19 protein-coding genes are annotated in these 23,837 nt (G+C 70.7%); 12 read left to right on the forward strand and 7 right to left on the reverse strand.

The window, feature by feature from the left end:
* Position 1: 1 nt before the first annotated feature.
* Positions 2-1,198, forward strand: a complete 1,197-nt coding sequence (locus BJ988_RS26900) for an AGE family epimerase/isomerase (protein WP_179660898.1) — start codon at positions 2-4, stop codon at positions 1,196-1,198.
* Between the two features lie 49 nt (positions 1,199-1,247).
* Here BJ988_RS26900 and BJ988_RS31495 read toward each other — a convergent pair whose 3' ends face one another.
* Positions 1,248-2,015, reverse strand: a complete 768-nt coding sequence (locus BJ988_RS31495; RefSeq protein ID WP_179660899.1) for an IclR family transcriptional regulator domain-containing protein — start codon at positions 2,013-2,015, stop codon at positions 1,248-1,250.
* 177 nt (positions 2,016-2,192) lie between these two features.
* Here BJ988_RS31495 and aceB point away from each other — a divergent pair, with 177 nt between their 5' ends.
* The 7 genes from aceB to BJ988_RS26940 all read left to right on the forward strand — a co-directional run bounded on the left by aceB (position 2,193) and on the right by BJ988_RS26940 (position 8,886).
* The gene (gene aceB, locus BJ988_RS26910; protein ID WP_179660900.1) at positions 2,193-3,794 is read left to right on the forward strand and encodes a malate synthase A; all 1,602 of its coding nucleotides are present in this window, start codon (positions 2,193-2,195) and stop codon (positions 3,792-3,794) included.
* Positions 3,791-5,044 (forward strand): DUF6986 family protein, encoded by a 1,254-nt coding sequence (locus BJ988_RS26915; RefSeq protein WP_179660901.1) that lies wholly within the window; start codon positions 3,791-3,793, stop codon positions 5,042-5,044. Before aceB ends, BJ988_RS26915 begins: the two co-directional genes overlap by 4 nt.
* Before the next feature lie 38 nt (positions 5,045-5,082).
* On the forward strand, positions 5,083-5,550 hold the full coding sequence (locus BJ988_RS26920) for a helix-turn-helix domain-containing protein (protein ID WP_179660902.1): 468 nt from the start codon (positions 5,083-5,085) through the stop codon (positions 5,548-5,550).
* Positions 5,551-5,649: 99 nt separating this feature from the next.
* Positions 5,650-6,156, forward strand: coding sequence for a 2-oxo-4-hydroxy-4-carboxy-5-ureidoimidazoline decarboxylase (gene uraD, locus BJ988_RS26925; protein ID WP_179660903.1), 507 nt, complete (start codon positions 5,650-5,652; stop codon positions 6,154-6,156).
* Complete coding sequence (uraH, locus tag BJ988_RS26930) at positions 6,153-6,527, forward strand: hydroxyisourate hydrolase (RefSeq protein ID WP_179660904.1); 375 nt, start codon at positions 6,153-6,155, stop codon at positions 6,525-6,527. Before uraD (BJ988_RS26925) ends, uraH begins: the two co-directional genes overlap by 4 nt.
* A 1-nt stretch (position 6,528) precedes the next feature.
* Positions 6,529-7,464: a factor-independent urate hydroxylase gene (pucL, locus tag BJ988_RS26935; RefSeq protein WP_179660905.1), complete on the forward strand. Its 936-nt coding sequence runs from the start codon at positions 6,529-6,531 to the stop codon at positions 7,462-7,464.
* 42 nt (positions 7,465-7,506) lie between these two features.
* The gene (locus BJ988_RS26940; protein WP_179660906.1) at positions 7,507-8,886 is read left to right on the forward strand and encodes a nucleobase:cation symporter-2 family protein; all 1,380 of its coding nucleotides are present in this window, start codon (positions 7,507-7,509) and stop codon (positions 8,884-8,886) included.
* Positions 8,887-9,159: 273 nt separating this feature from the next.
* Here the strand turns inward: BJ988_RS26940 and BJ988_RS26945 are convergent, their stop codons facing one another.
* From BJ988_RS26945 to BJ988_RS26970, 6 genes are all read right to left on the reverse strand, one after another.
* The gene (locus BJ988_RS26945) at positions 9,160-10,461 is read right to left on the reverse strand and encodes a guanine deaminase (protein ID WP_179660907.1); all 1,302 of its coding nucleotides are present in this window, start codon (positions 10,459-10,461) and stop codon (positions 9,160-9,162) included.
* Complete coding sequence (gene xdhC / locus BJ988_RS26950) at positions 10,458-11,294, reverse strand: xanthine dehydrogenase accessory protein XdhC (protein ID WP_179660908.1); 837 nt, start codon at positions 11,292-11,294, stop codon at positions 10,458-10,460. The genes BJ988_RS26945 and xdhC overlap by 4 nt, the downstream gene beginning before the upstream one ends.
* Before the next feature lies 1 nt (position 11,295).
* On the reverse strand, positions 11,296-13,710 hold the full coding sequence (gene xdhB, locus BJ988_RS26955; protein WP_179660909.1) for a xanthine dehydrogenase molybdopterin binding subunit: 2,415 nt from the start codon (positions 13,708-13,710) through the stop codon (positions 11,296-11,298).
* Positions 13,707-15,170, reverse strand: a complete 1,464-nt coding sequence (locus BJ988_RS26960) for a xanthine dehydrogenase small subunit (protein ID WP_179660910.1) — start codon at positions 15,168-15,170, stop codon at positions 13,707-13,709. The genes xdhB and BJ988_RS26960 overlap by 4 nt, the downstream gene beginning before the upstream one ends.
* Complete coding sequence (uraD, locus tag BJ988_RS26965) at positions 15,167-17,122, reverse strand: 2-oxo-4-hydroxy-4-carboxy-5-ureidoimidazoline decarboxylase (protein WP_179660911.1); 1,956 nt, start codon at positions 17,120-17,122, stop codon at positions 15,167-15,169. The genes BJ988_RS26960 and uraD (BJ988_RS26965) overlap by 4 nt, the downstream gene beginning before the upstream one ends.
* A gap of 264 nt (positions 17,123-17,386) precedes the next feature.
* Positions 17,387-18,919: a PucR family transcriptional regulator gene (locus BJ988_RS26970; RefSeq protein WP_179660912.1), complete on the reverse strand. Its 1,533-nt coding sequence runs from the start codon at positions 18,917-18,919 to the stop codon at positions 17,387-17,389.
* A 183-nt stretch (positions 18,920-19,102) separates the two neighbouring features.
* On the opposite strand from BJ988_RS26970, the gene BJ988_RS26975 reads away from it, so the two are divergent.
* Genes BJ988_RS26975 through BJ988_RS26990 form a run of 4 tightly spaced genes read left to right on the forward strand, consistent with a single transcriptional unit; the run spans position 19,103 to position 23,796 of the window.
* Positions 19,103-19,924: a hydroxypyruvate isomerase family protein gene (locus BJ988_RS26975; protein WP_179660913.1), complete on the forward strand. Its 822-nt coding sequence runs from the start codon at positions 19,103-19,105 to the stop codon at positions 19,922-19,924.
* Between the two features lie 22 nt (positions 19,925-19,946).
* Positions 19,947-20,876: a 2-hydroxy-3-oxopropionate reductase gene (locus tag BJ988_RS26980; RefSeq protein WP_179660914.1), complete on the forward strand. Its 930-nt coding sequence runs from the start codon at positions 19,947-19,949 to the stop codon at positions 20,874-20,876.
* A gap of 1 nt (position 20,877) precedes the next feature.
* Positions 20,878-22,653 carry a glyoxylate carboligase gene (gene gcl, locus BJ988_RS26985; protein WP_179660915.1) on the forward strand — a complete coding sequence of 592 codons (1,776 nt, stop codon included), beginning with the start codon at positions 20,878-20,880 and terminating at the stop codon, positions 22,651-22,653.
* Positions 22,654-22,665: 12 nt separating this feature from the next.
* Positions 22,666-23,796 (forward strand): glycerate kinase, encoded by a 1,131-nt coding sequence (locus tag BJ988_RS26990; RefSeq protein WP_179660916.1) that lies wholly within the window; start codon positions 22,666-22,668, stop codon positions 23,794-23,796.
* The last annotated feature ends 41 nt before the right edge of the window (positions 23,797-23,837 follow it).

Here is a 23,837-nt window from a genome sequence, read left to right on the forward strand (position 1 = left end):
CATGCCCCGACCCATTCCCGGCTCCCGGCCCTGGCGCGAGCAGCAGCTCGACTCCGTGCTGACGTTCGCGCGCCGCTCGGCGCTGGCCGGCGGCGGCTTCGGACGGCTCGACGCTGCCGGAGACGTCCAGGTGGAGCGCGGGCTCGAGCTGTGGATCAATGCCCGGATGACCTACGTCTTCGCGATCGCCTCGATGCGCGCGGGCACTCTCGACCCGCTGGCCGAGTACGGCGTCCGAGCGCTGCGCGACCTCTTCGTGGATCCCGAGCACGGCGGCTGGTTCACAGCCGTGACCTCTGATCACCGGCCGGCCGAGACCCGAAAGGGCTGCTACGAGCACGCCTTCGTCGTCCTGGCCGCGTCGGCCGCCCGGCTCGCCAGAGTCCCGGGAGCGGCCGAGCTGCTCGACGAGGCGCTCGCCGTCCACGAGCGGCGGTTCTGGGACGAGCGGGCCGGCCGCTGCCGCGAAGCGTGGGACGCGGGGTGGACGACGGTCGAGGCGTACCGCGGGGTCAACAGCAACATGCACACCGTCGAGGCCTACCTGACCGCCTCCGACGCCACCGGTGACCCGCGCTGGCGCCACCGGGCGCTGCGCATCTGCGAACAGGTCGTCGCCGATGCTCGGGCCAACGACTGGCGCCTGCCCGAGCACTTCGACGCCGAGTGGCGGATCCTCCTTGACTACAACGCCAGTGCCCCGGCCGACCCGTTCCGGCCCTTTGGTGCGACGCCCGGCCACGGGCTCGAGTGGTCGCGCCTGCTGATCGAGCTCGAAGGCGCGCTCGACGACCCGCCCGAATGGCTGGTCGAGGCGGCCACGGCGCTCTACACCCGGGCAGTCCACGACGGCTCCGTGGGCGACACGATCGTCTACACCACGGACTGGGAGGGTGAACCGGTGACTCGCGAGCGCTTCCACTGGGTGATGGCCGAGGCGGTCGCGGCCGCCGACACCCTGGCGCGGCGTACCGACGGGGCGGTCGGGGCGGCCGACCTCGACCGGTGGTGGCGCGCGATCGAGAACCACTTCGTCGACCAAGAGCACGGCAGCTGGCACCATGAGCTCGACGACGCCCTGCGGGTCTCCGGGCGCACCTGGCCGGACAAGCCGGACGCTTACCACGCCGTCAACGCGCTGCTGCTCCCCGACGCACCGCTTGCCCCGACGCTCGCCCGGAGCCTTGCGGACGGCTGAGCGATCCCCTTCGCGAGGGGAACGCGCCGGCTCTGGTGCAGCCCGCGGGTCAGGCCAGGTCGGCGGCCAGCTGCTTGCCGGCCTCGGTGAGCAACGGGACGGCGCGCTCGATGAGCTCGTCGCTCATTCGCCCGGTGGGGCCGCTGATCGAGATCGCCAGGCGCGGGGCGTAGTCGGCGACTGCGACGGCGACGCAGCGTACGCCTGCCTCCTGCTCACCCTCGTCGATGGCGTAGCGGCGCTCGCGGACCTGTTCCAGCTGGTCGAGATAGTCGTCGCGCGAGGTGATCGTGGTGGAGGTGTAGGGGACCATCTCGGTGCGTCGGAGGATGTCGCGGACGTGGTCGGGCGCCATGTCGGCGAGGATGGCCTTGCCGACGGCGGTGCAGTGCGGCGAGACGCGGCGACCGACCTCGGTGAACATGCGCATCGACTGGCGCGACTCGGTGTGGGCGACGTAGACGATCTGGTCGCCGTCGAGCATCGCCAGGTTGGCCGACTCGCCGACCTCGTCGACGAGTCGGGCGAGGTGGGGGCGGGCCCAGGTGCTGAGCATGCGGGAGGAGCTCTCGCCCAGCCGGATCAGCTTGGGGCCGAGGACGTACTGCCGGTTGGCCTCCTGGCGGAGGTAGCCCAGGTCGACGAGGGTGCGCACCAGCCGGTGGATGGTCGGCAGCGGCAGCCCGGAGGTGGCAGCGAGCTGGGAGAGCCCCATGGTCCCGCCGGCATCGGCCATCGTCTCCAGCAGGCCGAAGGCCCGCTCGATCGACTGCACGGCACCGGCGCGCGCCTTCGGCGCCTTCTCGTTCTCGCTCACAGGCTCCCCTATCTTCCGGCCACGATCTGATGGGTGCTGACTTCCGGATGACGGAAGTCTAGCGTCGGGTAGAGGAAAACCTGTCGGTTGCGTCCCTTGTCAGGTGAGATTAATATCCGCAATGCGGAAAGAAGAATCCATGCAAAGGAAAACTGCGGCCCTGAGAGGGTGGAGCTCGTGAAGATTCAGATCACCGGTGGCGACGTCGAGCGAGGAGCCGAGATCCTCACCCCCGAAGCCCTCGAGTTCGTCGCCGAGCTGCACCGCCGCTTCGGGCCACGCCGCGACGAGCTGCTGGCCGCCCGCCGGGTGCGGCGTGACGAGGTCGCGCGCAGCGGCCGGCTCGACTTCCTGCCGGAGACCGCAGAGGTACGCGCCGCCGACTGGACCGTGGCGCCGGCGCCCGAGGATCTCCAGGACCGCCGGGTCGAGATCACCGGCCCGACCGACCGGAAGATGACGATCAACGCCCTCAACTCCGGGGCACAGGTCTGGTTGGCCGACATGGAGGACGCCAGCACGCCCCACTGGAGCAACGTCGTCGACGGCCAGGTGAACCTGTACGACGCCGTGCGGCGGGAGATCTCGGCGATGTCGCCGCAGGGCAGGTTCTACGAGCTCAAGTCGGACCATCGGCTGGCCACGATCGTGATGCGCCCGCGCGGGTGGCACTTCGACGACCGGAACGTGCTGGTCGACGGCGAGCCGGTCGTCGGCGCCCTGGTCGACTTCGGGCTCTACTTCTTCCACAACGCCCGCGAGCTGGTGGAACGGGGGAGCGGGCCGTACTTCTATCTCCCCAAGATGGAGAGCCACCTCGAGGCGCGGCTGTGGAACGACGTGTTCACCTTTGCTCAGGCCGAGCTCGGGATCCCGCACGGCACCGTGCGTGCGACCGTGCTCATCGAGACCATCCCGGCTGCGTTCGAGATGGACGAGATCCTCTACGAGCTGCGCGACCACGCCTCGGGGCTCAACGCCGGCCGCTGGGACTACCTGTTCAGCCTGATCAAGTACTTCCGCGACGCCGGGCCCTCGTTCGTGCTTCCCGACCGGGCGACGGTCGGGATGGCCTCGCCGTTCATGCGCGCCTACGCCCAGCTGCTGGTCAAGACCTGCCATCGGCGCAACGCCCACGCCATCGGCGGCATGGCCGCCTTCATCCCGAGCCGCCGGGACCAGGAGGTCAACGCCACCGCCTTCGCCAAGGTCCGTGAGGACAAGGAGCGGGAGGCCGGCGACGGCTTCGACGGCTCCTGGGTGGCCCACCCCGACCTCGTCCCGATCTGCCGCGGGATCTTCGACGCCGTCTTGAGTGGACCGCTGGGTGACCGGCCGAACCAGGTCGACCGGCAGCGTGACGATGTCGAGGTGCGCGCCGAGGACCTGCTCGACGTCGCCTCGGCGGGCGGCGCGATCACCCTCGATGGCCTGCGCGACAACGTCGAGGTCTCCCTCGTCTACCTCGACGCCTGGCTCCGCGGCTCTGGCGCGGTCGCCATCCACAACCTGATGGAGGACGCAGCCACGGTCGAGATCTCCCGCTCGCAGATCTGGCAGTGGGTGCACAACGAGTCGAAGCTCGACGACGGCACTCCGGTGACCGAAGAGCTGGTACGCCGCATCCTGGACGAGGAGATGGCGAAGCTGCTCACAGCAGCCGACGGGATCGAGCACCGCCTGCAGGAAGCCCGGACCATCTTCGAGGAGGTCGCGCTCGCCGACGACTACCTCGACTTCCTGACCCTGCCGGCCTACGACCTGGTGGTCGGCGCATGAGCCACCTCGAAGACCTTGTCGGCAGGCTCGACCGCGCGCTCGCCGGCGCCGACGCGGCGCTGGCCGCGAGCTATCCGGGGGACCGCGGCGTACGTCAGCCGGTGCACACGGTCTATGTCCCGGGCGACCGCTACGACGAGAAGACCGTCGCTCAGTGGGCCGCCGAGTCCGGCCGGGCGCTGGCCGAGCATGCCGACTCGGCTGCTGAGATCGCCGAGGCGTTCGACCTGCGCCCGGAGCTGGCCGATGCCGTCTACGACCGGGTGCGGGCCAAGCTGGCCGCGGAGTCGATCGAGGACCTCCGGATCGACTTCGAGGACGGCTACGGAGCCCGCCCCGACGCGGACGAGGACGCCGCCGTGACGGCCGCCGCCCGTGCGCTCGTCGCCACCGTGCGCGACGGCTCCGCGCCGCCGTTCCACGGCATCCGGATCAAGTCCTTCGAGGCCCCGACGCGACATCGTGGCCTGCGTACGCTGGACCTCTTCCTGGAGGAGCTCGCCGGTGAGGGCGGGCTGACCGACGGCCTCGTCATCACGCTGCCCAAGGTGACCTCCGTGGAGCAGGTCGACGCGATGGTCACCGCGCTGGCCGCGCTCGAGGCAGCTCACGGGATCGTCGCGGGGAGTCTGCGGTTCGAGATCCAGGTCGAGACACCGCAGGCGATCCTCGGTTCCGACGGCACGGCGCTGGTCGCCCGGATGATCGCGGCCGGGGACGGACGGGTCACCGGCCTGCACTACGGGACCTACGACTACTCCGCATCGCTCGGGGTCGCGGCCGCCTATCAGAGCATGGAGCACCCGGTCGCCGACCACGCGAAGGACGTGATGCAGGTGGCCGCGGCCGGCACCGGCGTCTTCGTCTCGGACGGCTCGACGAACGTGCTCCCGGTCGGTGACCGCGAGGCCGTACGCTCCGCCTGGCGGCTCCATGCCCGCCTCGTCAGCCGGTCGCTGGCTCGCGGGATCTATCAGGGCTGGGACCTGCATCCGGCTCAGCTCCCGAGTCGCTACATCGCGACGTACGCGTTCTTCCGCGACGGGCTCGATGTCGCCTCGGCACGTCTGCGGGCGTACGTGCACGGCGGGGAGTCCAGCTATCTCGACGAGCCCGCCACCGCTGCCGCGCTCGCCGCGTTCGTCCTGCGCGGAGTGGAGTGCGGGGCGGTCACGGCCGACGAGGTCGAGCGCTCGGCCGGGATCGACATGGCCGAGCTGGCCGGGCTCGCGCGCCGACGGATCGGCTGACGCACACCGCGCGGCGGCAGGCTGGGTAGCCTGCCGCCATGCGCGTCGAAGCCGAGTTCACCACCGAACCGTTCCGTGGCGAGGGCGAGCCGCCCGAGCACGCGACCGCGGCGCTCGAGGCGGCCCGCGAGGCCGGCCTGGAGTGTGACTTCGGGCCGCTGGGCACGTCGGTGCGCGGCGAACGGGACACGGTGCTGGCCACCCTCGCCGCCGTGGTGGCCGCGGGTCTGGACCACGGCGCCGACCAGATCACCTTCCAGGTGCGGGTCGAGGGTCACAGCGCGCCGCGGCGTACGGCTTCCGGGTTGGAGGCGCTGCTCGCCGAGGTCGCCGACGAGCTCGGTGGCGACCTGCGGACGTTGGACCGGCAGGGGAAGCAGCGTGCCGTGCGGCTGCTGGAGGAGCGAGGTGCCTTCGAGTTCCGCAAGAGCGCCGAGATCGTGGCCGCTGCGCTCGGCGTCACCCGGTTCACCGTCTACAACTATCTGAACCGCGAGCGGGAGTAGTCGCCTATTCTTCAACAAACTGTTGACTGTGATGTGCGACACATGTAATCGTTGTTGCTGTACGGAAATTGGTTTCCGCATAGCGAGAGAGAACGATTCATGGATCTCCAGAGCTTCAACACCTCACCAGTGGATGTCGTGCGGCCGAGGCTGCAGGCCTGCTGTGACGCTCCGAGCTGGGTCGCAGCCGTCCTGGCCGGGCGTCCGTACCGCGAGGAGTCCGACCTCGTCCGAGCTGCCGATGAGGCGGCCAGACGATTCACCGCGGCCGACGTCGACCAGGCGCTGGCCGCCCACCCCCGGATCGGGGAGCGGGCCGAAGGCGAGCACGTCGAGGCCGCCTGGTCGCGGCACGAGCAGGCGGCGGTCGGCACCGACCAGGCCACGACCCAGGCTCTCGCCGACGGCAACCGGGCCTACGAGGAGCGCTTCGGCCGGGTCTTCCTGATCTGCGCCTCGGGCCTCTCGGCCGACGAGGTCCTCGCCTCGCTCCGCGACCGGCTCGACAACGCGCCGGACACCGAGGCGGCCGTGGTCGCCGACGAGCTCCGGAAGATCGCGCTGCTGCGTCTCGAGCGGCTCCTGACCGAGGAGATCTCCGCATGACCAGTCAGAACAGCACCAGTGCCATCACCACCCACGTGCTCGACACCGCGCTCGGCCGGCCGGCCGCCGGTGTCCCGGTCCGGCTCAGCCGGATCGACCCGCCGAGCACAGACCGGCCGGACTTCGACGCCATCGTCGTCCTCGCCGATGCCGTCACCGACGACGACGGCCGGGCGACCGACCTGGGCCCGGATCAGGTCCCGGCCGGCACCTACCAGCTCCGATTCGACACCGCCGCCTACTACGCGGCGACCGGTCAGGAGTGCTTCTTTCCGCAGGTCACCGTCACCTTCGCGGTCACCGACCGGCGGCACCACCACGTGCCACTCCTGCTGAGCCCGTTCGCCTACTCCACCTACCGAGGGAGCTGACATGCCCACCCACCACGGTGCCATCCGTCTTGGCCAGAACCAGTACGGCAAGGCCGAGAACCGCGTCGTACGCATCTACCGCGACACCCCTCGCCACCAGATCCGCGACCTCAACGTCTCCACCGCGCTGCGCGGCAGCTTCGCCGAGGCCCACACCAGTGGCGACCAGCAGGACGTGCTGCCGACCGACACCCAGAAGAACACCGTCTTCGCCTACGCGAAGAAGATCGGCGTCGCCTCGATCGAGGAGTTCGCCCTCGCTCTCGCCGACCGCTACCTCGAGGCCTGCCCGGCCGCCGAGGGAGCGCGGGTCGAGGTCGACGAGTACGCCTGGGACCGCATCCAGACTGATGATCCCGAGTCTGGCGGCGCGGGTCACGACCACGCCTTCGTCCGCTCAGGTGGCGGCGTACGCACGACGGTGGTGAACGTCGACGGCCGCGGTGAGGACCGGGTCGCCCATGTGGTGTCCGGCATCAAGGACCTGGTCGTGCTCAAGTCGACCGGCTCGGAGTTCCATGGCTTTCTCAAGGACGAGTACACCACCCTGAAGGAGACCACCGACCGGATCCTGGCGACCTCGCTCGTCGCCCGCTGGCGCTACGTCGGCACGGAGGTCGACTGGGACAAGTCGTACGACTCGATCCGGGCCCTGCTGCTGCAGCGGTTCGCGGAGATCCACAGTCTCGCCCTGCAGCAGACCCTGAACGGGATGGGCACCTCGGTGCTCGAGCAGCACGGCGATGTCGCCGAGATCAAGTTCTCCGCGCCCAACAAGCACCATTTCCTCTACGACCTCGCGCCCTTCGGTATGGACAACCCCGGCGAGGTCTTCCACGCGGCGGACCGTCCCTACGGCCTGATCGAAGCCTCGGTCGTCCGTGACGAGGCCCCCGATGCCGGCAACGCCTGGCACGCCATCCCCGGATTCTGCTGAGGACCGGCCATGTTAGGTCGCAGGAGGCAGACCCCCGCGCCGATGACGACCCGACCAGAGGACGAGCGGCATCCACCCGGCCAGCTCCTTGCCTACGGCACCCAGCACATCCTGACGATGTACGGCGGCGTGATCGCGCCGCCGCTCATCGTCGGGGGTGCCGCGGGCCTGTCGGGCACGGACCTCGCGCTGCTGGTGACCGCCGGACTCTTCGTCTCGGGCTTCGCGACGCTGCTGCAGACTCTCGGCATCGGCCCCTTCGGCAGCCGGCTGCCGATCGTGCAGGGTATCTCGTTCGCCAGCGTGTCGACGATGGTCACCATCGCCAGCGAGGACGGGTTGCGCCCGGTCTTCGGCGCGATCATCGTCGCTGGGTTGATCGGGCTGGTCCTGTCGTCGTTCTTCGCCCAGCTGGTCCGGCTGTTCCCCGCGGTCGTCACCGGCACCATCATCACGGTCATCGGGTTGTCGCTGATGCCGGTGGCGTTCCGGTGGGCGATGGGCAACGACGCCACCGCTCCGGACTACGGCTCGATGACCAACATCGCGTACGCAGGCCTGACGCTGCTCATCATCTTGGTGATCAGCCGGGTGTTCCAGGGCGCGATCTCGCGTCTGTCCATCCTCATCGGGATCGTCGCCGGGACCGTGATCGCGACGATCGCCGGTCGGGCCGACTTCGCCTCGGTCGGCGAGTCCGACCTGGTCGCGCTCCCGCCGATCCTGCACTTCGGAGGTCCGACGTTCGAGGTCGGCGCGATCGTCTCGATGACGATCGTGGTGCTGGTGATCATGACCGAGACGACGGCGGACATCCTGGCCATCGGCGAGATCGTGGAGACCGATGTGGACGCCAAGCGTGTCGCCAACGGTCTTCGCGCCGACATGGCGGCCACCACGGTCGCCCCGCTGTTCGGTACGTTCCCGTGCAGCGCGTTCGCGCAGAACGTCGGGCTGGTGGCTCTGACCGGCGTGCGGAGCCGGTACGTCGTCGCGACGGGTGGCCTCGTGCTCCTCCTGCTCGGCCTGCTGCCGATCGTCGGCGCAGTCGTGGCGGCGATCCCGTACCCCGTGCTCGGTGGTGCCGGCGTCGTGCTGTTCGGCTCTGTCGCGGCCAGCGGCATCCGCACCCTGTCGCGCGTGGACTACGAGGACAACCTCAACATGGTGATCGTCTCCGTCGCGATCGCCGTCGGTATCCTGCCCATCGCGGCGCCGACCTTCTGGGACGCCTTCCCCGAATGGCTAGGCGTGATCATGCACTCCGGCATCAGCGCCACCGCTCTGGTCGCCGTCGTGCTCAACCTGCTGTTCAACGAGGTCACCATCGGCAACCGCCCGGGTGCGTCGGTCTTCGCCGCCTCCGAGGACCGCCGCGACAACCTCGGTGACCGCCTCGACGACGACATCGACCGGTCGTGAGTGACTGAGGAGTGACGTACATCTGCAGCGCCCTCCCGGTCGACGGGCGGGCGCTGCAGCGTGGCCCAACAGCCGAAGCGTCAGCCCGGTCGGCCGAGGCGTCAGCCCGGTCGGCCGAGGCGTCACTCCGGTCGGCCGAGATGGCATCGCGTTGCCCATTCGGTCGACGTACGTGACGTCTCGGTCGACGTACGTGACGTCTCGGTCGACGTAGGTGACGTCTCGGTCGACGTAGGTGACGTCTCGGCCGACCTACCTGACGCCTCGGCGGGGTCAGCCGACGAGGTGCGAGTCGGGCGCCTCGACGAGCTCGCCCTCGATCCACACGCTGCGTACGTCGGCGGGGGTGCCGAGGGCGAACATCTTGGCCAGGGCGTCGGCGGGGTCTGCGGCGTGGGTGAGGCCGACGTCGAGGGGCGTGTCGGCGGCGGGCTTGATCCACTGGGCGTCGAAGCGGCGGCCTTCGCCGAAGTCGCCGACCGCGGCTCGTAGCCCGAGGGCCTCGGCGCCGGCTCGGGTGGCCAGGTGGAGGAGGTGGGTCGGCGTCAGTGGGTGGCCCGCCTCGCCGAGCTGCTGTTGGGCGACGTACGCTGCCAGGCCCTCCTTGAGCAGGGAGAACCCGGTGCCGGCGCCGACGTCGGAGCCCATCGCGACGTGCACCCCGTGGGCGCGGTGGCGAGCCAGTGGGAAGAGGCCGCTGCCGAGCGCGGCGTTGCTGGAGGCACAATGCGCGACCGAGGCGCCGCGAGCGGCGAGCAGGGTGAGCTCGGGGTCGGTGGGGTGCACGTTGTGCGCCAGCACGCTGCGTGGGCCGACCAGTCCGTGGCGGTCGTAGGAGGTCACGTAGTCGCAGCCGCAGAGCTCCTCGACGACCTCGATCTCGCGGGTGTTCTCGTTGACGTGGGAGGTGAACATGGCGCCTGGCACCGCGCCGAGCACGTCGGCGCAGGCCGCGAGCAGGTCGTCGGTGCACGACAGCGAGAACCTCGGGGTCACGGCGTAGCGGGCCCGGCCGACGCCGTGCCACCGCGCCGCCAGCGCCAGCGACTCCTCGCGGGCCCGCTCGGGGTCGGTGAGCAGGTCGTCACGGATGAGCCGGTCGCTGACCACGAGGCCGCTGGTGATCCGTAGGCCGACGCGAGCGGCCTCGGCGAAGACGGTGTCGACCGCGGGGGCGAAATGGCTGCCGAAGACCAGGGCTGTGGTGGTGCCGGCGCCGACCAGGCCGCGTACGAAGTCGGTGGCGACCCCTGCGGCGTAGGTCGGGTCGGCGAGGCGCGCCTCCTCGGGGAGGGCGCACTGGTCGAGCCAGTCGAGCAGCGGCAGGCCCAGACCGCCGATGACGCGGACCTGCGGGAAGTGCACATGGGTGTCGACGAACCCGGGCAGCACGAAGCCGCCGGAGAGGTCGACGACGTCCTCCTGGGGGTGCTGACGGTGCAGGTCGGCGTAGCTGCCGCGGGCGCGGATCACGCCGTCGCGTACGAGCAGTGCGCCGTCCTGTTCCGTGCGGAGCCGACCGCCGGTGAAGGGGTCGTCAGGGGTGTCGAGGAAGGTTCCTCGGTAGAGCGTCATGGGTTCACCTTGGTGTGTTGTTCAGAAGTGTCGGGGTCACCCGAGAAGAGCTGCAGCAGCCGAGCAGCGACGCTTACTGCGATCGTAGCCGGGGCCTTGCCACCGAGATCGGGGAGACCGATGGGTGTGGTGATGCGGGCGATCGTCTCGGGGGCGTGTCCCTCGTCGGCGAGCTTGGCCTTGAACCGGCTCCATTTGGCGCTCGAGCCGATCAGCCCGATCGACGCCAGATGCGAAGCGCGGAGAGCCGCGTCGCACAGCGCGGCGTCCTCGGCGTGATCGTGGGTCATGACCAGGACATGAGTGCCCTCCGGGAGCTCGCCGATGACGAGCTCGGGCAGAACCGGGACCTGGTGGACATGGACGCCGGCGACGGCGTCGTCCAGCCCCTGCAGCTGCGCAGGGGAGAGCTGGGCGGCGCGGGAGTCGACCAGGTGCAGCTCGAGGTCGTGACGGGCGAGGATGCGGGCCAGCTCGAGTCCGACGTGACCCATCCCGAAGATCGCCACGGAAGGTACGACGGGCAGCGGCTCGAGCAGCAGCTCGACCTCGCCGCCACAGCACTGGACGCCGTGCTGGTAGGGCGCCTTGTCGGAGAGCGACACCTTCAGGGTCTCCGGCACGGCGAGGCCCTCGGCCAGCATCGCCCGCGCGCGCTCGATCGCGACAGCCTCGAGGTTGCCGCCACCGACGGTGGCCCAGGTACGGTCGGCAGAGACGACCATCTTGGCCCCTGCCTCGCGCGGCGAATGACCGCGCACGGACGTCAGGGTCACCAGTACGCCGGGGACCCGCTGCTCGCGTAGCCGCTGGACGGCTCTCATCCACTCCATGTCATTTCCCCCTCCAACTGGCACAGCCTCCGGCCATGGCCGGCTCGGCGCCGGCGTCGGCGTCGCTGGGTGCGGCCTCGGGGGCCTGCGGCGTACGGGCCCGGTCGAGCGCCCAGTAGACGGCCTCCGGGGTGGCGGGGCAGCCGAGGTCGACGCTGGAGCCGGCGGGACCGAACGCGGCGGCCGCCTCGCGCAGCGCCTCGCGTACGGAGAAGGCGAGCATCAGTGGGGGCTCGCCGACCGCCTTGGAGCCGTAGACGGCACCCTCCTCGTGGGCCTTCTCGAGCAGCTTCACCCGGAAGTCCTCGGGCATCTCGGAGAAGCTCGGCAGCTTGTAGGTGCTCGCCGCCTGCGTCGCCAACCGCCCGCGGTTGGGCCCGTCCGAGGTGTCCCAGCGCAGGTCCTCCAGGGTCAGCCAGCCGGCGCCCTGCACGAAGCCGCCCTCGATCTGGCCGATGTCGATCAGCGGGCTCAGGCTGTCGCCGACGTCGTGGACGATGTCGACGCGCCGCAGCGTGTAGGCGCCGGTGAAGCCGTCGACCTCGACCTCGGACGCCGCCACCCCGTTGGCGAAGTACTTGAACGGCTCGCCCTGCATCACGTTGGGGTCCCAGTGCAGGCCCTCGGTGCGGTAGAAGCCGGCCGCCCACAGCTGCACCCGCTGGTGGTAGGCGGTGTTGACCAGCTCGTTCCAGCCGATCTCCCCTGAAGCGGGAGAGAGGCCGCGCACGACGCCGTCGTCGAAACGTACGTCGTTCGGGCTGATCCCGAGACGGCCGCCGGCGACCTGGGCGAGCCGCTCGCGGATCTGCTCGCAGGCGTTCTTGATGGCCGCCCCGTTGAGGTCGGCACCAGAGCTGGCCGCGGTCGCCGAGGTGTTGGGCACCTTGTCGGTGCGGGTGGGGGCGAGGCGTACGCGGGACAGTGGCAGACCGAGCGCGGTGGCGGCCACCTGCAGCATCTTGGTGTGCAGGCCCTGGCCCATCTCGGTGCCGCCGTGGTTGATCAGCACCGAGCCGTCCTTGTAGACGTGTACGAGGGCGCCGGCCTGGTTGAAGGCGGTGAGATTGAAGGAGATACCGAACTTCACCGGCGTCATCGCCAGGCCGCGCTTGGTGTGCGGGTGGCGGTGGTTGAACTCCGCGATCTCGGCACGCCTCCGTGCCACCTCGCCCGAGTCGGCGACCTGGTTCCAGCAGGCCGTCAGCCGGTCGGCCTGTCGCACCGGTTGACCGTACGGCGTGGTCTGGTCCTGCTGGTAGAGGTTGCGGCGGCGCAGCTCGAGCGGGTCGATGCCGAGCAGCGGGGCGCAACGGCCGAGCAGGTCCTCCATGACCAGCATCCCCTGCGGGCCGCCGAAACCACGGAAGGCGGTCTGCGAGGTCTTGTTGGTGCGCGCGACCCGGCCGTCGACCCGGATGTCGGGCACCCAGTAGGCGTTGTCGATGTGGCACAGCGCGCGGGCCAGCACCGGCTCGGAGAGGTCGAGGCTCCAGCCGCCGTCGGCGGTGAGGGTGGCCTCGAGGGCGAGGATGTGGCCCTCGTCGTCGAACCCGACCCGCCAGGTGCTGTGGAAGCCGTGACGCTTGCCGGACATCGTCATGTCCTGTGTGCGGTTGAGCCGCAGCCGCACCGGGCGCCCGGTGAGGGTGGCCCCCAGGGCGGCGATGGCGGCGTAGCCGTGCGGCTGCATCTCCTTGCCGCCGAACGCGCCGCCCATCCGCAGGCACTGGACGGTCACCTCGTGGCTCGGGACGCCGAGGACATGGGCGACGATCTCCTGCGTCTCGGAGGGGTGCTGGGTGCTGCTGTGCACCAGCACTTGGCCACCCTCGTCGACCAGGGCGAGCGAGACGTGGGTCTCGAGGTAGAAGTGCTCCTGACCGGCGAACTCGAACTCGCCGTCGAAGACGTGCGCCGCGCCCTCCAGCGCGGCCTCGGCGTCACCGCGCTCCAGGTGGCGCGGGGTGCCCTGGAAGCTCTCCGCAGCGATGGCCTCCTGAACGGTGACCAGCGAGGGCAGGGGCTCGTAGTCGACCTCGACCGCGGCCGCGCCCAGCCGGGCAGCCTCCTGGGTCTCACCGAGCACCCAGCACACGGCATGGCCGTGGAACATCACCTCGGTGGGGAAGAGCGGCTCGTCGTGCTTGACGCCGGCGTCGTTGACGCCGGGCACGTCGTCGGCGGTCAGGACTCGGACGACGCCGGGGACCTCGTATGCCTTCTCAGGACGGAGCGCGGTGACCAGCGCATGGGTGTGCGGGGCCTGGACCGGCCAGGCGTGCAGTGTGCCGGCGATCCGCCCGACGAGGTCGTCGGTGTAGAGCGCCTCGCCGGTCACGTGCAGGGCGGCGCTCTCGTGCGGCATCGGGATCCCGACGATCGGGTTGTCGGGGCGTTCGGACAGGGCGCTCATGCGGGCACCTCCTGGCGGCCGGGGTGGGTCTGGGGGTGGGTGTGGAACAGGCGCAGCAGGGACTGGCCCAGCATCGCCGAGCGGTAGGACGCACTGGCGCGGTGGTCGTCCATCGGGGTGCCCTCCTCGGCGAGGACGGCCGCGGCGCGGCGTACGGTCTCCTCGGTCCACGGCCGGCCGACCAGGGCATCCTCCGTGGCGACGGCGCGCAGCGGCGTGGCGGCGACGCCGCCCAGGCCGATCCGAGCCTGGACGACGGCGCCGTCGGTGATCTCGAGCGCGTAGCCGACGGCCACGCTGGAGATGTCGTCGAAGCGGCGCTTGGCGATCTTGTGGAAGCCGACGAGCGGGGCCAGTGGCAGCGGGAGCCGTACGCCGCGGATCAGCTCGTCGGCGGCCCGGACCGTCTCGCGGTAGCCGGTGAAGTAGTCGGCCAGCGCGACGACCCGCTCACCGCGCGGCGAGGCCAGGACGACGTCGGCATCGAGCGCGAGCAGCGCCGGTGGGGCGTCGCCGATGGGGGAGGCGGTGCCGATGTTGCCGCCGATCGTCGCGCTGTTGCGGATCAGACGCGAGGCGAACTGCGGGAAGAGCTCGGCCAGGAGCGGGATGCGACCGTTGAGCTTGCGCTCGATCTCGGTCAGTGTGAGGGCCGCGCCGACCTCCACGTAATCGGTCCGGAAGGAGAGCTCGCGCAACTCGGGCAGCCGGTCCACCGCGACGACCAGAGGCGCCCGGCGGCCGCGGAGGTTGACCTCGACGCCCCAGTCGGTCGAGCCGGCCACGATCTGCGCCTCCGGTCGCTCGGTGAGAAGGGCGAGCGTCTCGGTCAGAGTCTCCGGGCGTACGAACTCGGCGCCGTCGACGGCGATCCGGGTCGGCCGCGGCTCGGGCGGCGGCTGCTGCTGCCGCGCGGCGAGGGCGTCGCCGTCCTCCGGCGAGCCCAGGGCGAAGGCCGCGTCCCGGATCGGGCGGTAGCCGGTGCAGCGGCACAGGTTGCCGCTCAGCGCATGCAGGTCGACGCCGTTCGGGCCGTGCTCGTGGTCGCACGCTTCGTCGGTCGCAACCCGTCCCGGACGGTAGAACTCCGCGGCGAGGCTGCAGACGAACCCAGGGGTGCAGTAGCCGCACTGCGAGCCACCGCGCACGGCGAGCTCCTGCTGGACCGGATGGAGGTCGCTGCTGCTGCCGAGGCCCTCGCTGGTGACGACCTCCTGGCCGTCGAGCGCGGCGACCGGCACCAGGCAGGCGTTGACCGAGGTCCACTCGGTCGGCGAGGTGGTCCCGGGCCGAGCGACCATCACGGAGCAGGCGCCGCACTCGCCCTCGGCGCAGCCCTCCTTGGCGCCGGTCAGGCCGCGACCGCGCAACCAGTCGAGGGCGGTGGTGTGGGCGGCGACCCCGGTCAGGGGCAGCCGGTCCCCGTTGACGGTGACACCGGGGGTGGCGGGTGTGCTCATCGCTGGCTCCGGATCGGGTTGCGGGTGCGGGCGCTGTGGATCGGGTTGGCATCGCGCAGGAAGTCGTCGAAGCGGTGGCCGGCGATCTTGGCGATCTCGATCAGCGCCGCGGCGTGCTCCTGTCGTTCGCAGTTGCCGAGGCGGTCCCGGCCCTCGGCGAGGATCCGGTCGAGCGAGGCGGCGTCGCGTACGGAGATGACCAGCGGGAAGCCGAACCGGTCGTGATACGCGTCGGTGAGCGCCGTCAGCGCCTCCTGGTCCGGCTCGGCCAGGTGCGTCAGGCCGCGCGAGGACTGGTCGCGCAGCGACTCCTCGCCGACGACCCCGTCCGAGACCAGGCGCGAACCCAGCTCGGGGTACGCCTCGATCAGCTCGCGCTGCTCCTCGACGGTGCCGCTGAAGAGGGCGTCCTGGAAGGCCCGGCGCAGGGCGTGGGTGTCGGTGAACGGCCGCTGCTCCCAGGCCCGCTCGACCATCCATCGCGGACCCTGGAAGAGCCCGTCGAACGTCTCCACGAACTCCGTACGTCCCATCTGGTTGACCTGGTCGAGCCGGACGCCCTCGCCGGGCTGGCCGGCGACGGTCGGACCGAAGTCGGGACCGACGTGGTGGAACAGGACGTTGAGCAGGATCGCCGAGAGGCTGCCGAGGGTGATGCCGCTGCCGAAGATGATCTCGGCCCACCCCGGGACGGCCTGGGAGACCTCGGGCTGCGCGGTGACGTACATGGCCAGGCCGACGCTGGTCGCGACGATCACGACGTTGCGGTGGTCGTGGAAGTCGACCTTGCTGAGGGTCTGGAAGCCGACGACGGCGACGGTCGCGAACATCGCCAGGGCCGCGCCGCCGAGGACCGGGTGCGGGATGCCGGCGACGATCGCGCCGACCTTGGGGAGCAGCCCGATCAGCACCATGATCAGACCGGCGGTGGCGACGACCCACCGGCTCTTGACCCTGGTCAGCCGGACGAGGCCGACGTTCTCGGCGAAGCAGGTGTAGGGGAAGGAGTTGAAGACGCCGCCGATGGTGGTGGCCAGACCGTCGGCACGCAGGGCCCGGGCGATGTCGGTGCGACCGACCCGCTTCTCCACGATCTCACCGGTGGCGAAGACGTCACCGGTGGTCTCGACGGCGGTGATCAGCATGACCACGATCATCGACACGATCGCGGCGGCGGAGAACTGTGGCCAGCCGAAGTGGAACGGGGTGGTGACGCCGACCCAGTCGGAGCCGGCGACCGCGTCGAAGTGGGCATCGCCGAGGACCCAGGCGACCAGGGTGCCGGTGACCAGCCCGACGAGCACGGCGACGGTGGCCATGAAGCCCTTGAACACCCGCTGGATGATCACGATCAGCGCCAAGGTGCCCAGGGCGTACGCCAGGTTGCGGCCGCTCGTGGGGTCCGAGGTCGGTCCGGCGCCACCGGTCGCGTCCGCGGCAGCGACGGGGAGCAGGGCGATGCCGATGATGGTGATCACCGAACCGGTCACGACCGGCGGGAAGAATCGGATCAGCCTGCTGAAGTAGGGGGCGATGAAGAAGGTCGCCAGACCGGCGACGATCACCGCGCCGTAGATGACGAGCAGCCCGTCGGTGCCGCCGCCAGCGGCCATCCCGATCGCGATCATCGGCGAGACGGCGGTGAAGGTGACGCCCTGCAGCAGCGGCAGGCGAACGCCGACCTTCCAGAAGCCCACCGACTGGATGATCGAGGCGATGCCGCAGGTGAACAGGTCGGCGTTGATCAGGTGGATCAGCTCCTGCTGGTTCAACCCGATCGCGTTGGCGAGCAAGATCGGCACGATCACCGCACCGGCATAGAACGCGAGCACGTGCTGGAGGCCGTAGACGGCGAGCTTGCCCGCCGGGAGCACCTCGTCGACGGGGTGGGTGGTGCCGGAACCACTCTTCCGCTGTGGCCGCAACGACCTCAGGACTGCTCTGGCATTCATCGCCTCACACCTTTCTGGGGGGCTCTCGCGGTTGGTGAGCGTGACGTACACCACAGCCTCCCCCGTTCGGGCTCTCCTGGGCATCCGCCGATCATCCGAAGATGTGGTCCGGGTGGATCCGGTGCTTTGTGTGATCCTCCAAACCGCGCGGCGAGATCACGTGTAACACGCTGTTCGTAGGACTATCCGGGCGTTCTGATAGGGCGAGTAGACCTACGAACGACGTGTTACATGCGGCGGCGGCGTTCCAGCGCGCTCTCGCTCTCACAGTGATCTGAGGGCGAGAAAGACGTCGACCCGGTCCTCCATCGTGGTCAGGTCACGACCGGTCAGCTCCTCGATCCGGGAGATCCGGTAGCGCACGCTGTTGACGTGCAGGTGGAGCGACTCCGCGGTTCGCGTCCACGATCCGGCGTACGTCAGGAACCGGTCGAGCGTGAGCACGAGATCGCTGCCGGAGCGCTGGTCGTGCTCGAGGACCGGGCCGAGGACGCGTTGCGCGTAGGTGCGGCGGATGTCGTCGGGGACCGTGGCGAGCAGCAGCACGTGGGAGGTCACCTCCTCGGAGCTGGACAGCGCCACCGAGCCTCCGCCGGAGCGGGCGACCCGGTGTGCGAACCGGGCCTCCTCGAGTGCGCCCGCCAGCGCCTCGATGCCGCTCTCCCCGCTCAGGCCGACCGACAGCGAACCGCGCACCAGGGCCGGCGCCAACCGGGTGAGCGAGCGGCGCAGCTGGTCGGTGAGGTCCGGGCGGGACGGGAGGAAGGCGACCGCGCAGCCGTCGCGGGCGCTCGCGACCACGGACGGCCCCAGGCCGAGGGCCACGTCCTCGAGCACCGCGGCCACCGCATCTGGCGGTCCGCCGGGCCCGAGCTCGGCCACGGCGAGCACGAGCGGCCGATCGGGATCGAGCCCGGACTGGCGTAGCCCGGTTGCGATCTCGGCGGGGGAGGCGCCGGCCTCCAGGTGGGCGAGGGTCGCCGCCGCGAGCGGTCGCCGGACCCGAAGTCCCTCGTCGCGCCGTGATCGGTCCAGTGCGGTGATGGCGCCGAACTCGTGGACCATGTCGAGGTCCTCCCGCGGCCAGGTGGTGTGGTCGCCCTCGACGGCGACCGTCCATCCGGTGAGGCGGTCGGCCAGGCCCGATCCGATGGGGAACAGCGAGTAGCGGTGGTCGCCCGCCTCGGCCACGGCGGGCAGCAGGTCGGCGGTCAGGAAGCGGCGGGTCAGCGCGTCGACCGTCTCGGGGTCGAGCTCGCCGGGGCCTGGCACGACATGTCGGCCGCTCGCGGTGAGCACGCGGCAGGCGTGGCCGATCTCGGACGCCACCCGGGCGGCCAGCTCGTCCAGGCTGCGGCCCGAGGCGATGGCGGAGAGCAGCTGACGCTGGCGGGCCAGGCTGGCCGACATCCGGGCGCTCGCGCCGGCGGCGCCGGCGGCCGCGACGTACTCGGTCACGTCGGCGAACGCGACGTCTCCGGGGACCTCGACCAGGGCGACCCGGTGGCGACGGCAGGCCTCGACGAGGTCGTCGGGGACCGCTCCGAGGAGGGCCGCGCCGGCCAGCAGACAGGTCGCCCCGCCCTCCGCGATCGAGGACACGAAGGTCTCGCTGTCCTCGGGTCCACGACGCCAGACCAGACCGGTGAGCACGAGCTCGCCGCCGCTCAGGTAGCGACCGGGTTCGAGCAGGTCGATCGTGATCGTGCGTCCCACCGGACGCTCCAACGAGCCCTCGGGGGCGTGCAGGAGCCGCAGGCCCAGGCTGGGCGTCTCCAACAGCTCTGCCAGTTGCACGGTGCCTCCATATCGGCCGCGTCTTGGAGGAACGTACAACGCCTGCGCGCCCACGCGGGAGGCCCGTTGTCGTTTCTTCACCACTTTGCGGCCAAGTCCTGCTCGGGGTTGACGTGACTCCGCTCACATCCTTATATTTCGAATGTCAGAAATCAAATTCCGCATTACGGAAGGAATGGTGAAATGTCCCACCATCTCCGGTACGAGGTGAACTGCTCGATCCTGTTCACCGAGCTCCCGCTGCTCGAGCGCCCCGCAGCGGTGAAGGCCGCCGGCTTCGACGCGGTGGAGTTCTGGTGGCCGTTCGCCGACGCGGTGCCGTCCGACAAGGACGTCGACGCCTTCGTCGACGCCGTCCAGGACGCCGGGGTGCGCCTGGTCGGCCTCAACTTCTTCGCCGGTGACATGCCGGCCGGCGACCGCGGCCTGGTCTCGTGGCCGGCCCGGTCGGCGGAGTTCCGAGACAACATCGATGTCACCATCGGCATCGGTGAACGGCTCGGCTGCACCGCGTTCAACGCGCTCTACGGCAACCGCGTCGACGACGCCGCGGCCGAGGCGCAGGACGACCTCGCCGCCGAGAACCTCGCGCTGGCAGCCCGTGCGGCGGCCCGCATCGACGGCGCCGTGCTGGTCGAGCCGGTCAGCGGCGCCGACCGCTACCCGCTGCTCACCGCCGCCGACGCGATCGCGGCGATCGACCGCGCCGGCGAGACCAACATCGGTCTGCTGGCCGACCTCTACCACCTCGCCGTGAACGGCGACGACGTCGACGCGGTGATCGCTGCGTACGCCGCTCGCATCGCCCACGTCCAGATCGCCGATGCCCCTGGCCGCAACCAGCCCGGCACCGGCGACCTTCCGCTCCAGCGGCAGCTCGCCGCGCTCGAGGCTGCTGGGTACGCCGGCTGGGCCGGGCTGGAGTACAAGCCCGCCACCACCTCAGCAGACAGCTTCGACTGGCTGCCGCGCGAGCGTCGCGCCGCCGCCACCGCCACCCGCTGACCACCCCCTAGGAGGGAACCTCATGACCAACATCGCCTTCATCGGACTCGGCATCATGGGCAGCCCGATGGCCGCCCACCTCGTCGAGGCCGGTCACACCGTCGCCGGTTTCGACCACAGCCCCGAGCGCACCCAGGCTCTGGCCACAGCTGGCGGCCGCGCCGCCTCCTCGACCGCCGACGCCTGCCGCGACGCCGACGTCGTCTGCGTCATGGTCCCGGACTCGCCCCACGTCGAGGAGGTCCTCACCGCCGAGGGTGGTGTCTTCGAGACCGCCCCCGCCGGTGCGCTGATCATCGACTTCTCCAGCATCCGGCCGGACGTGAGCGCGACGCTGGCCGAGCAGGCCACGACCCGCGGCTTCCGGATTCTCGACGCCCCGGTCTCCGGTGGCGAGGCCGGCGCGAAGAACGCAGCCCTCTCGATCATGGTCGGCGGCGCAGCCGACGACTTCGCCACGGCGAAACCGATCTTCGAGGCCGTCGGCAAGACCATCGTCCATGTCGGCCCGAGCGGCGCCGGCCAGACGGTCAAGGCAGCCAACCAGCTCATCGTGGCGGCCAACATCCAGGCGCTCTCGGAGGCGGTCGTCTTCCTCGAGGCGTACGGCGTGGACACCAAGGCAGCTCTCGAGGTGCTCGGTGGCGGGCTCGCGGGTTCGAGCGTGCTCGACCAGAAGAAGGAGAACATGCTGACCCGCTCCTTCCGACCCGGGTTCCGGATCGACCTGCACCACAAGGACATGGGGATCGTCACCGCCGCCGCCCGAGAGGCCGGTGTCGTGGTCCCGCTCGGCTCGCTGGTCGCCCAGCTGATGGCGAGCGCGCGGGCCAACGGTGACGGTGGTCTGGACCACTCCGCCCTGCTGCGAGGCGTCGAGCGCCTGAGCGGCTCTGCCACCACGTCTGCCACCACGTCTGCCACCACGTCTGCCACCAACGAGGAGAGCTGACATGGCACGCATGCGCGCGGTCGACGCCGCCGTCCTGATCCTGGAGAAGGAGGGCGCGACCCAGCTGTTCGGCCTCCCGGGCGCCGCGATCAACCCGTTCTACAGCGCGATGCGCAAGCACGGCGGCGTCCAGCACGTGCTCGCCCGCCACGTCGAGGCGGCCTCCCACATGGCCGAGGGCTACACGCGGGCGAAGGCCGGCAACATCGGCGTCTGCATCGGCACCTCCGGCCCGGCCGGCACCGACATGATCACCGGTCTCTACTCGGCCTCGGCCGACTCGATCCCGATCCTGTGCATCACCGGTCAGGCGCCGGTCGCGAAGCTCCACAAGGAGGACTTCCAGGCGGTTGACATCGCCGCCGTCGCCGGCTCGCTCACCAAGATGGCGGTCACCGTGATGGAGCCCGCCCAGGTGCCCGGCACCTTCCAGAAGGCCTTCCGGCTGATGCGCGAGGGGCGCCCCGGCCCGGTCCTCATCGACCTGCCGCTCGACGTCCAGCAGGCCGAGATCGACTTCGACATCGAGACGTACGAGCCCATGCCGATCGCCAGGCCGGTGGCCAGCCGTGCCCAGGCGGAGAAGGCGCTGGCGATGATGCTGGAGGCCGAGCGCCCGCTGATCGTCGCCGGTGGCGGTGTGATCAACGCCGACGCCGCCGAGCTGCTGGTCGAGCTCGCCGAGGTCACCGGGGTGCCCGTCGTCCCCACGCTGATGGGCTGGGGCACGATCCCTGACGACCACCGGCTCAACGCGGGCATGGTCGGCCTGCAGACCTCTCACCGCTACGGCAACGCGACCATGCTGGCCGGCGACTTCGTCCTCGGCATCGGCAACCGGTGGGCCAACCGCCACACCGGCTCGGTCGAGACCTACACCCGGGGTCGTACGTTCGTGCACATCGACATCGAGCCGACCCAGATCGGCCGGGTCTTCGCGCCGGACTACTCGATCGTCTCCGACGCCCGCGCGGCGCTGGAGGTGCTCGTCGAGGTCGCCCGCGAGTGGGCGGCGGAGGGCCGCGTCGCCGACCGCGAACCCTGGGTCGAGGAGTGCGCCGCGCGCAAGCGGACCCTGCAGCGCAAGACCCATTTCGACGACGTTCCGATCAAGCCACAGCGGGTCTACGAGGAGATGAACCGGGCCTTCGGGCCGGGCACGCGCTACGTCACCACGATCGGCCTGTCCCAGATCCAGGCCGCGCAGCTGCTGCACGTCTACAAGCCGCGCCACTGGATCAACGCCGGCCAGGCCGGCCCGCTGGGCTGGACCCTGCCGGCCGCCCTGGGGGTCGCGACCGCCGTCCCCGATGACCAGGTGGTCGCGCTCTCGGGCGACTACGACTTCCAGTTCCTGATCGAGGAGCTCGCGGTCGGCGCCCAGTTCAACATCCCCTACATCCACGTGGTCGTGAACAACTCCTACCTCGGGCTGATCCGCCAGGCCCAGCGCGGGTTCGAGATGGACTACTGCGTGCAGCTCGCCTTCGACAACGTCAACAGCCCCGAGCTCGACGGCTACGGCGTCGACCACCTCAAGGTCGCCGAGGGGCTGGGCTGCAAGGCCGTACGCGTCACCGACCCTGCCGATCTCGGTGCTGCCTTCGAGAAGGCCAAGGCACTGATGGCCGAATACCGGGTGCCTGTCCTCGTCGAGGTCATCCTCGAGCGCGTCACCAACGTGTCGATGGGTGTCGAGATCGACGGAGTCGTCGAGTTCGAGGAGCTCGCCGAGCGTGGCGAGCACGCCCCGACCGCGCTCGTCCCGCTGGACTGAGGGCGGCACCCCGTGGTCCGCGTGCTGGTCGCCTCCGACAAGTTCAAGGGATCGCTCACCGCTGCCGAGGTCGCAGCGGCGGTGAGCGCCGGGATGCGCCGGGGCTGTCCCGGTGCGTTCGTCGACGCGGTCCCGGTCGCCGACGGTGGCGACGGCACTCTGGCCGCGGCCGCGTCCGCCGGGTTCGCGCTCGTGCCGGTCCGCGTGACCGGGCCGACGGGAGAGCCGGTGGAGACTGCGTACGCCCGGAAGGACGACGTCGCGGTCGTCGAGCTCGCCGACGCGGCGGGGCTGGCCCGGCTGCCGGGCGGGCCTGATCCGATGCGGGCCTCCAGCCTCGGGGCCGGGCAGGCGATGGCGGCCGCGATCGATGCGGGCTGTCGTCGGATCGTGCTCGGGGTGGGCGGCAGCGCCAGCACCGACGGGGGAGCGGGTCTGCTCTGCGGACTGGGGACCCGGTTGTTCACCGTCGCCGGGAACCCGCTGGGGCCAGGTGGAGCCGGGCTCGAGGAGGTCGCCCGGATCGAGGTCGACGAGCTGCGGCGGCGCCTCGACGGGGTCTCGGTCACCGTCGCGTGCGACGTCGACAACCCGCTCACCGGTCCCACCGGTGCGGCCGCGGTCTATGGCCCGCAGAAGGGCGCCGATGCGGACCAGGTCCGACGGCTGGATGCCGCGCTCGGCCGCTGGGCGTCCCTGGTGGCGTCGTTCACCGGGACCGATCTCCGTGGGCACCCCGGGGCCGGAGCGGCCGGCGGTGTCGGTTTCGCCGCACTGGCCCTGCTCGGCGCAGAGCTCCGTTCGGGCATCGAGCTCGTGCTCGAGCTGGTCGACTTCTCCGCCCGGCTGAACGGCGCGCACCTCGTCGTCACCGGCGAGGGCGCACTCGACGAGCAGACCCTCAGCGGCAAGGCACCGGCCGGCGTCGCCGCTGCGGCCGCACGCGCCGGTGTCCCGGTCGTGGCGGTCTGCGGCGTCAACGACCTCGATCCCGACCGCTTGCTGGCCGCCGGGATCGGCGCTGCGTACGCCTTGACGGACATCGAGCCCGACCGGCAACGCTGCCTGACCGAGGGTGCCGCCCTGCTCGAGCAGATCGCCGAGCGGATCGCTGCCGACCATCTCATCAAGGAGGATGCATGAGCGAGCACCAGCGAGCGACCAAAGACTTCAGGCCGCCGCTT

Origin of the sequence: Nocardioides panzhihuensis (genome assembly GCF_013408335.1) — a bacterium.
In the GTDB taxonomy this organism is placed as follows: domain Bacteria; phylum Actinomycetota; class Actinomycetes; order Propionibacteriales; family Nocardioidaceae; genus Nocardioides; species Nocardioides panzhihuensis.

Bases quoted from the DNA above. Each gene is read 5' to 3' on its own strand.
- xdhC (WP_179660908.1), bottom strand. From the start codon at position 11,294: ATGGAGTGGATGAGAGCCGTCCAGCGGCTACGCGAGCAGCGGGTCCCC.
- gcl (WP_179660915.1), top strand. From the start codon at position 20,878: ATGGCACGCATGCGCGCGGTCGACGCCGCCGTCCTGATCCTGGAGAAG.
- uraD (WP_179660903.1), top strand. From the start codon at position 5,650: ATGGATCTCCAGAGCTTCAACACCTCACCAGTGGATGTCGTGCGGCCG.
- BJ988_RS26980 (WP_179660914.1), top strand. From the start codon at position 19,947: ATGACCAACATCGCCTTCATCGGACTCGGCATCATGGGCAGCCCGATG.
- uraH (WP_179660904.1), top strand. From the start codon at position 6,153: ATGACCAGTCAGAACAGCACCAGTGCCATCACCACCCACGTGCTCGAC.
- uraD (WP_179660911.1), bottom strand. From the start codon at position 17,122: ATGAATGCCAGAGCAGTCCTGAGGTCGTTGCGGCCACAGCGGAAGAGT.
- BJ988_RS26900 (WP_179660898.1), top strand. From the start codon at position 2: ATGCCCCGACCCATTCCCGGCTCCCGGCCCTGGCGCGAGCAGCAGCTC.
- BJ988_RS26940 (WP_179660906.1), top strand. From the start codon at position 7,507: ATGACGACCCGACCAGAGGACGAGCGGCATCCACCCGGCCAGCTCCTT.
- BJ988_RS26920 (WP_179660902.1), top strand. From the start codon at position 5,083: ATGCGCGTCGAAGCCGAGTTCACCACCGAACCGTTCCGTGGCGAGGGC.
- BJ988_RS26960 (WP_179660910.1), bottom strand. From the start codon at position 15,170: ATGAGCACACCCGCCACCCCCGGTGTCACCGTCAACGGGGACCGGCTG.
- BJ988_RS26915 (WP_179660901.1), top strand. From the start codon at position 3,791: ATGAGCCACCTCGAAGACCTTGTCGGCAGGCTCGACCGCGCGCTCGCC.
- xdhB (WP_179660909.1), bottom strand. From the start codon at position 13,710: ATGAGCGCCCTGTCCGAACGCCCCGACAACCCGATCGTCGGGATCCCG.
- pucL (WP_179660905.1), top strand. From the start codon at position 6,529: ATGCCCACCCACCACGGTGCCATCCGTCTTGGCCAGAACCAGTACGGC.
- BJ988_RS26975 (WP_179660913.1), top strand. From the start codon at position 19,103: ATGTCCCACCATCTCCGGTACGAGGTGAACTGCTCGATCCTGTTCACC.
- BJ988_RS26945 (WP_179660907.1), bottom strand. From the start codon at position 10,461: ATGACGCTCTACCGAGGAACCTTCCTCGACACCCCTGACGACCCCTTC.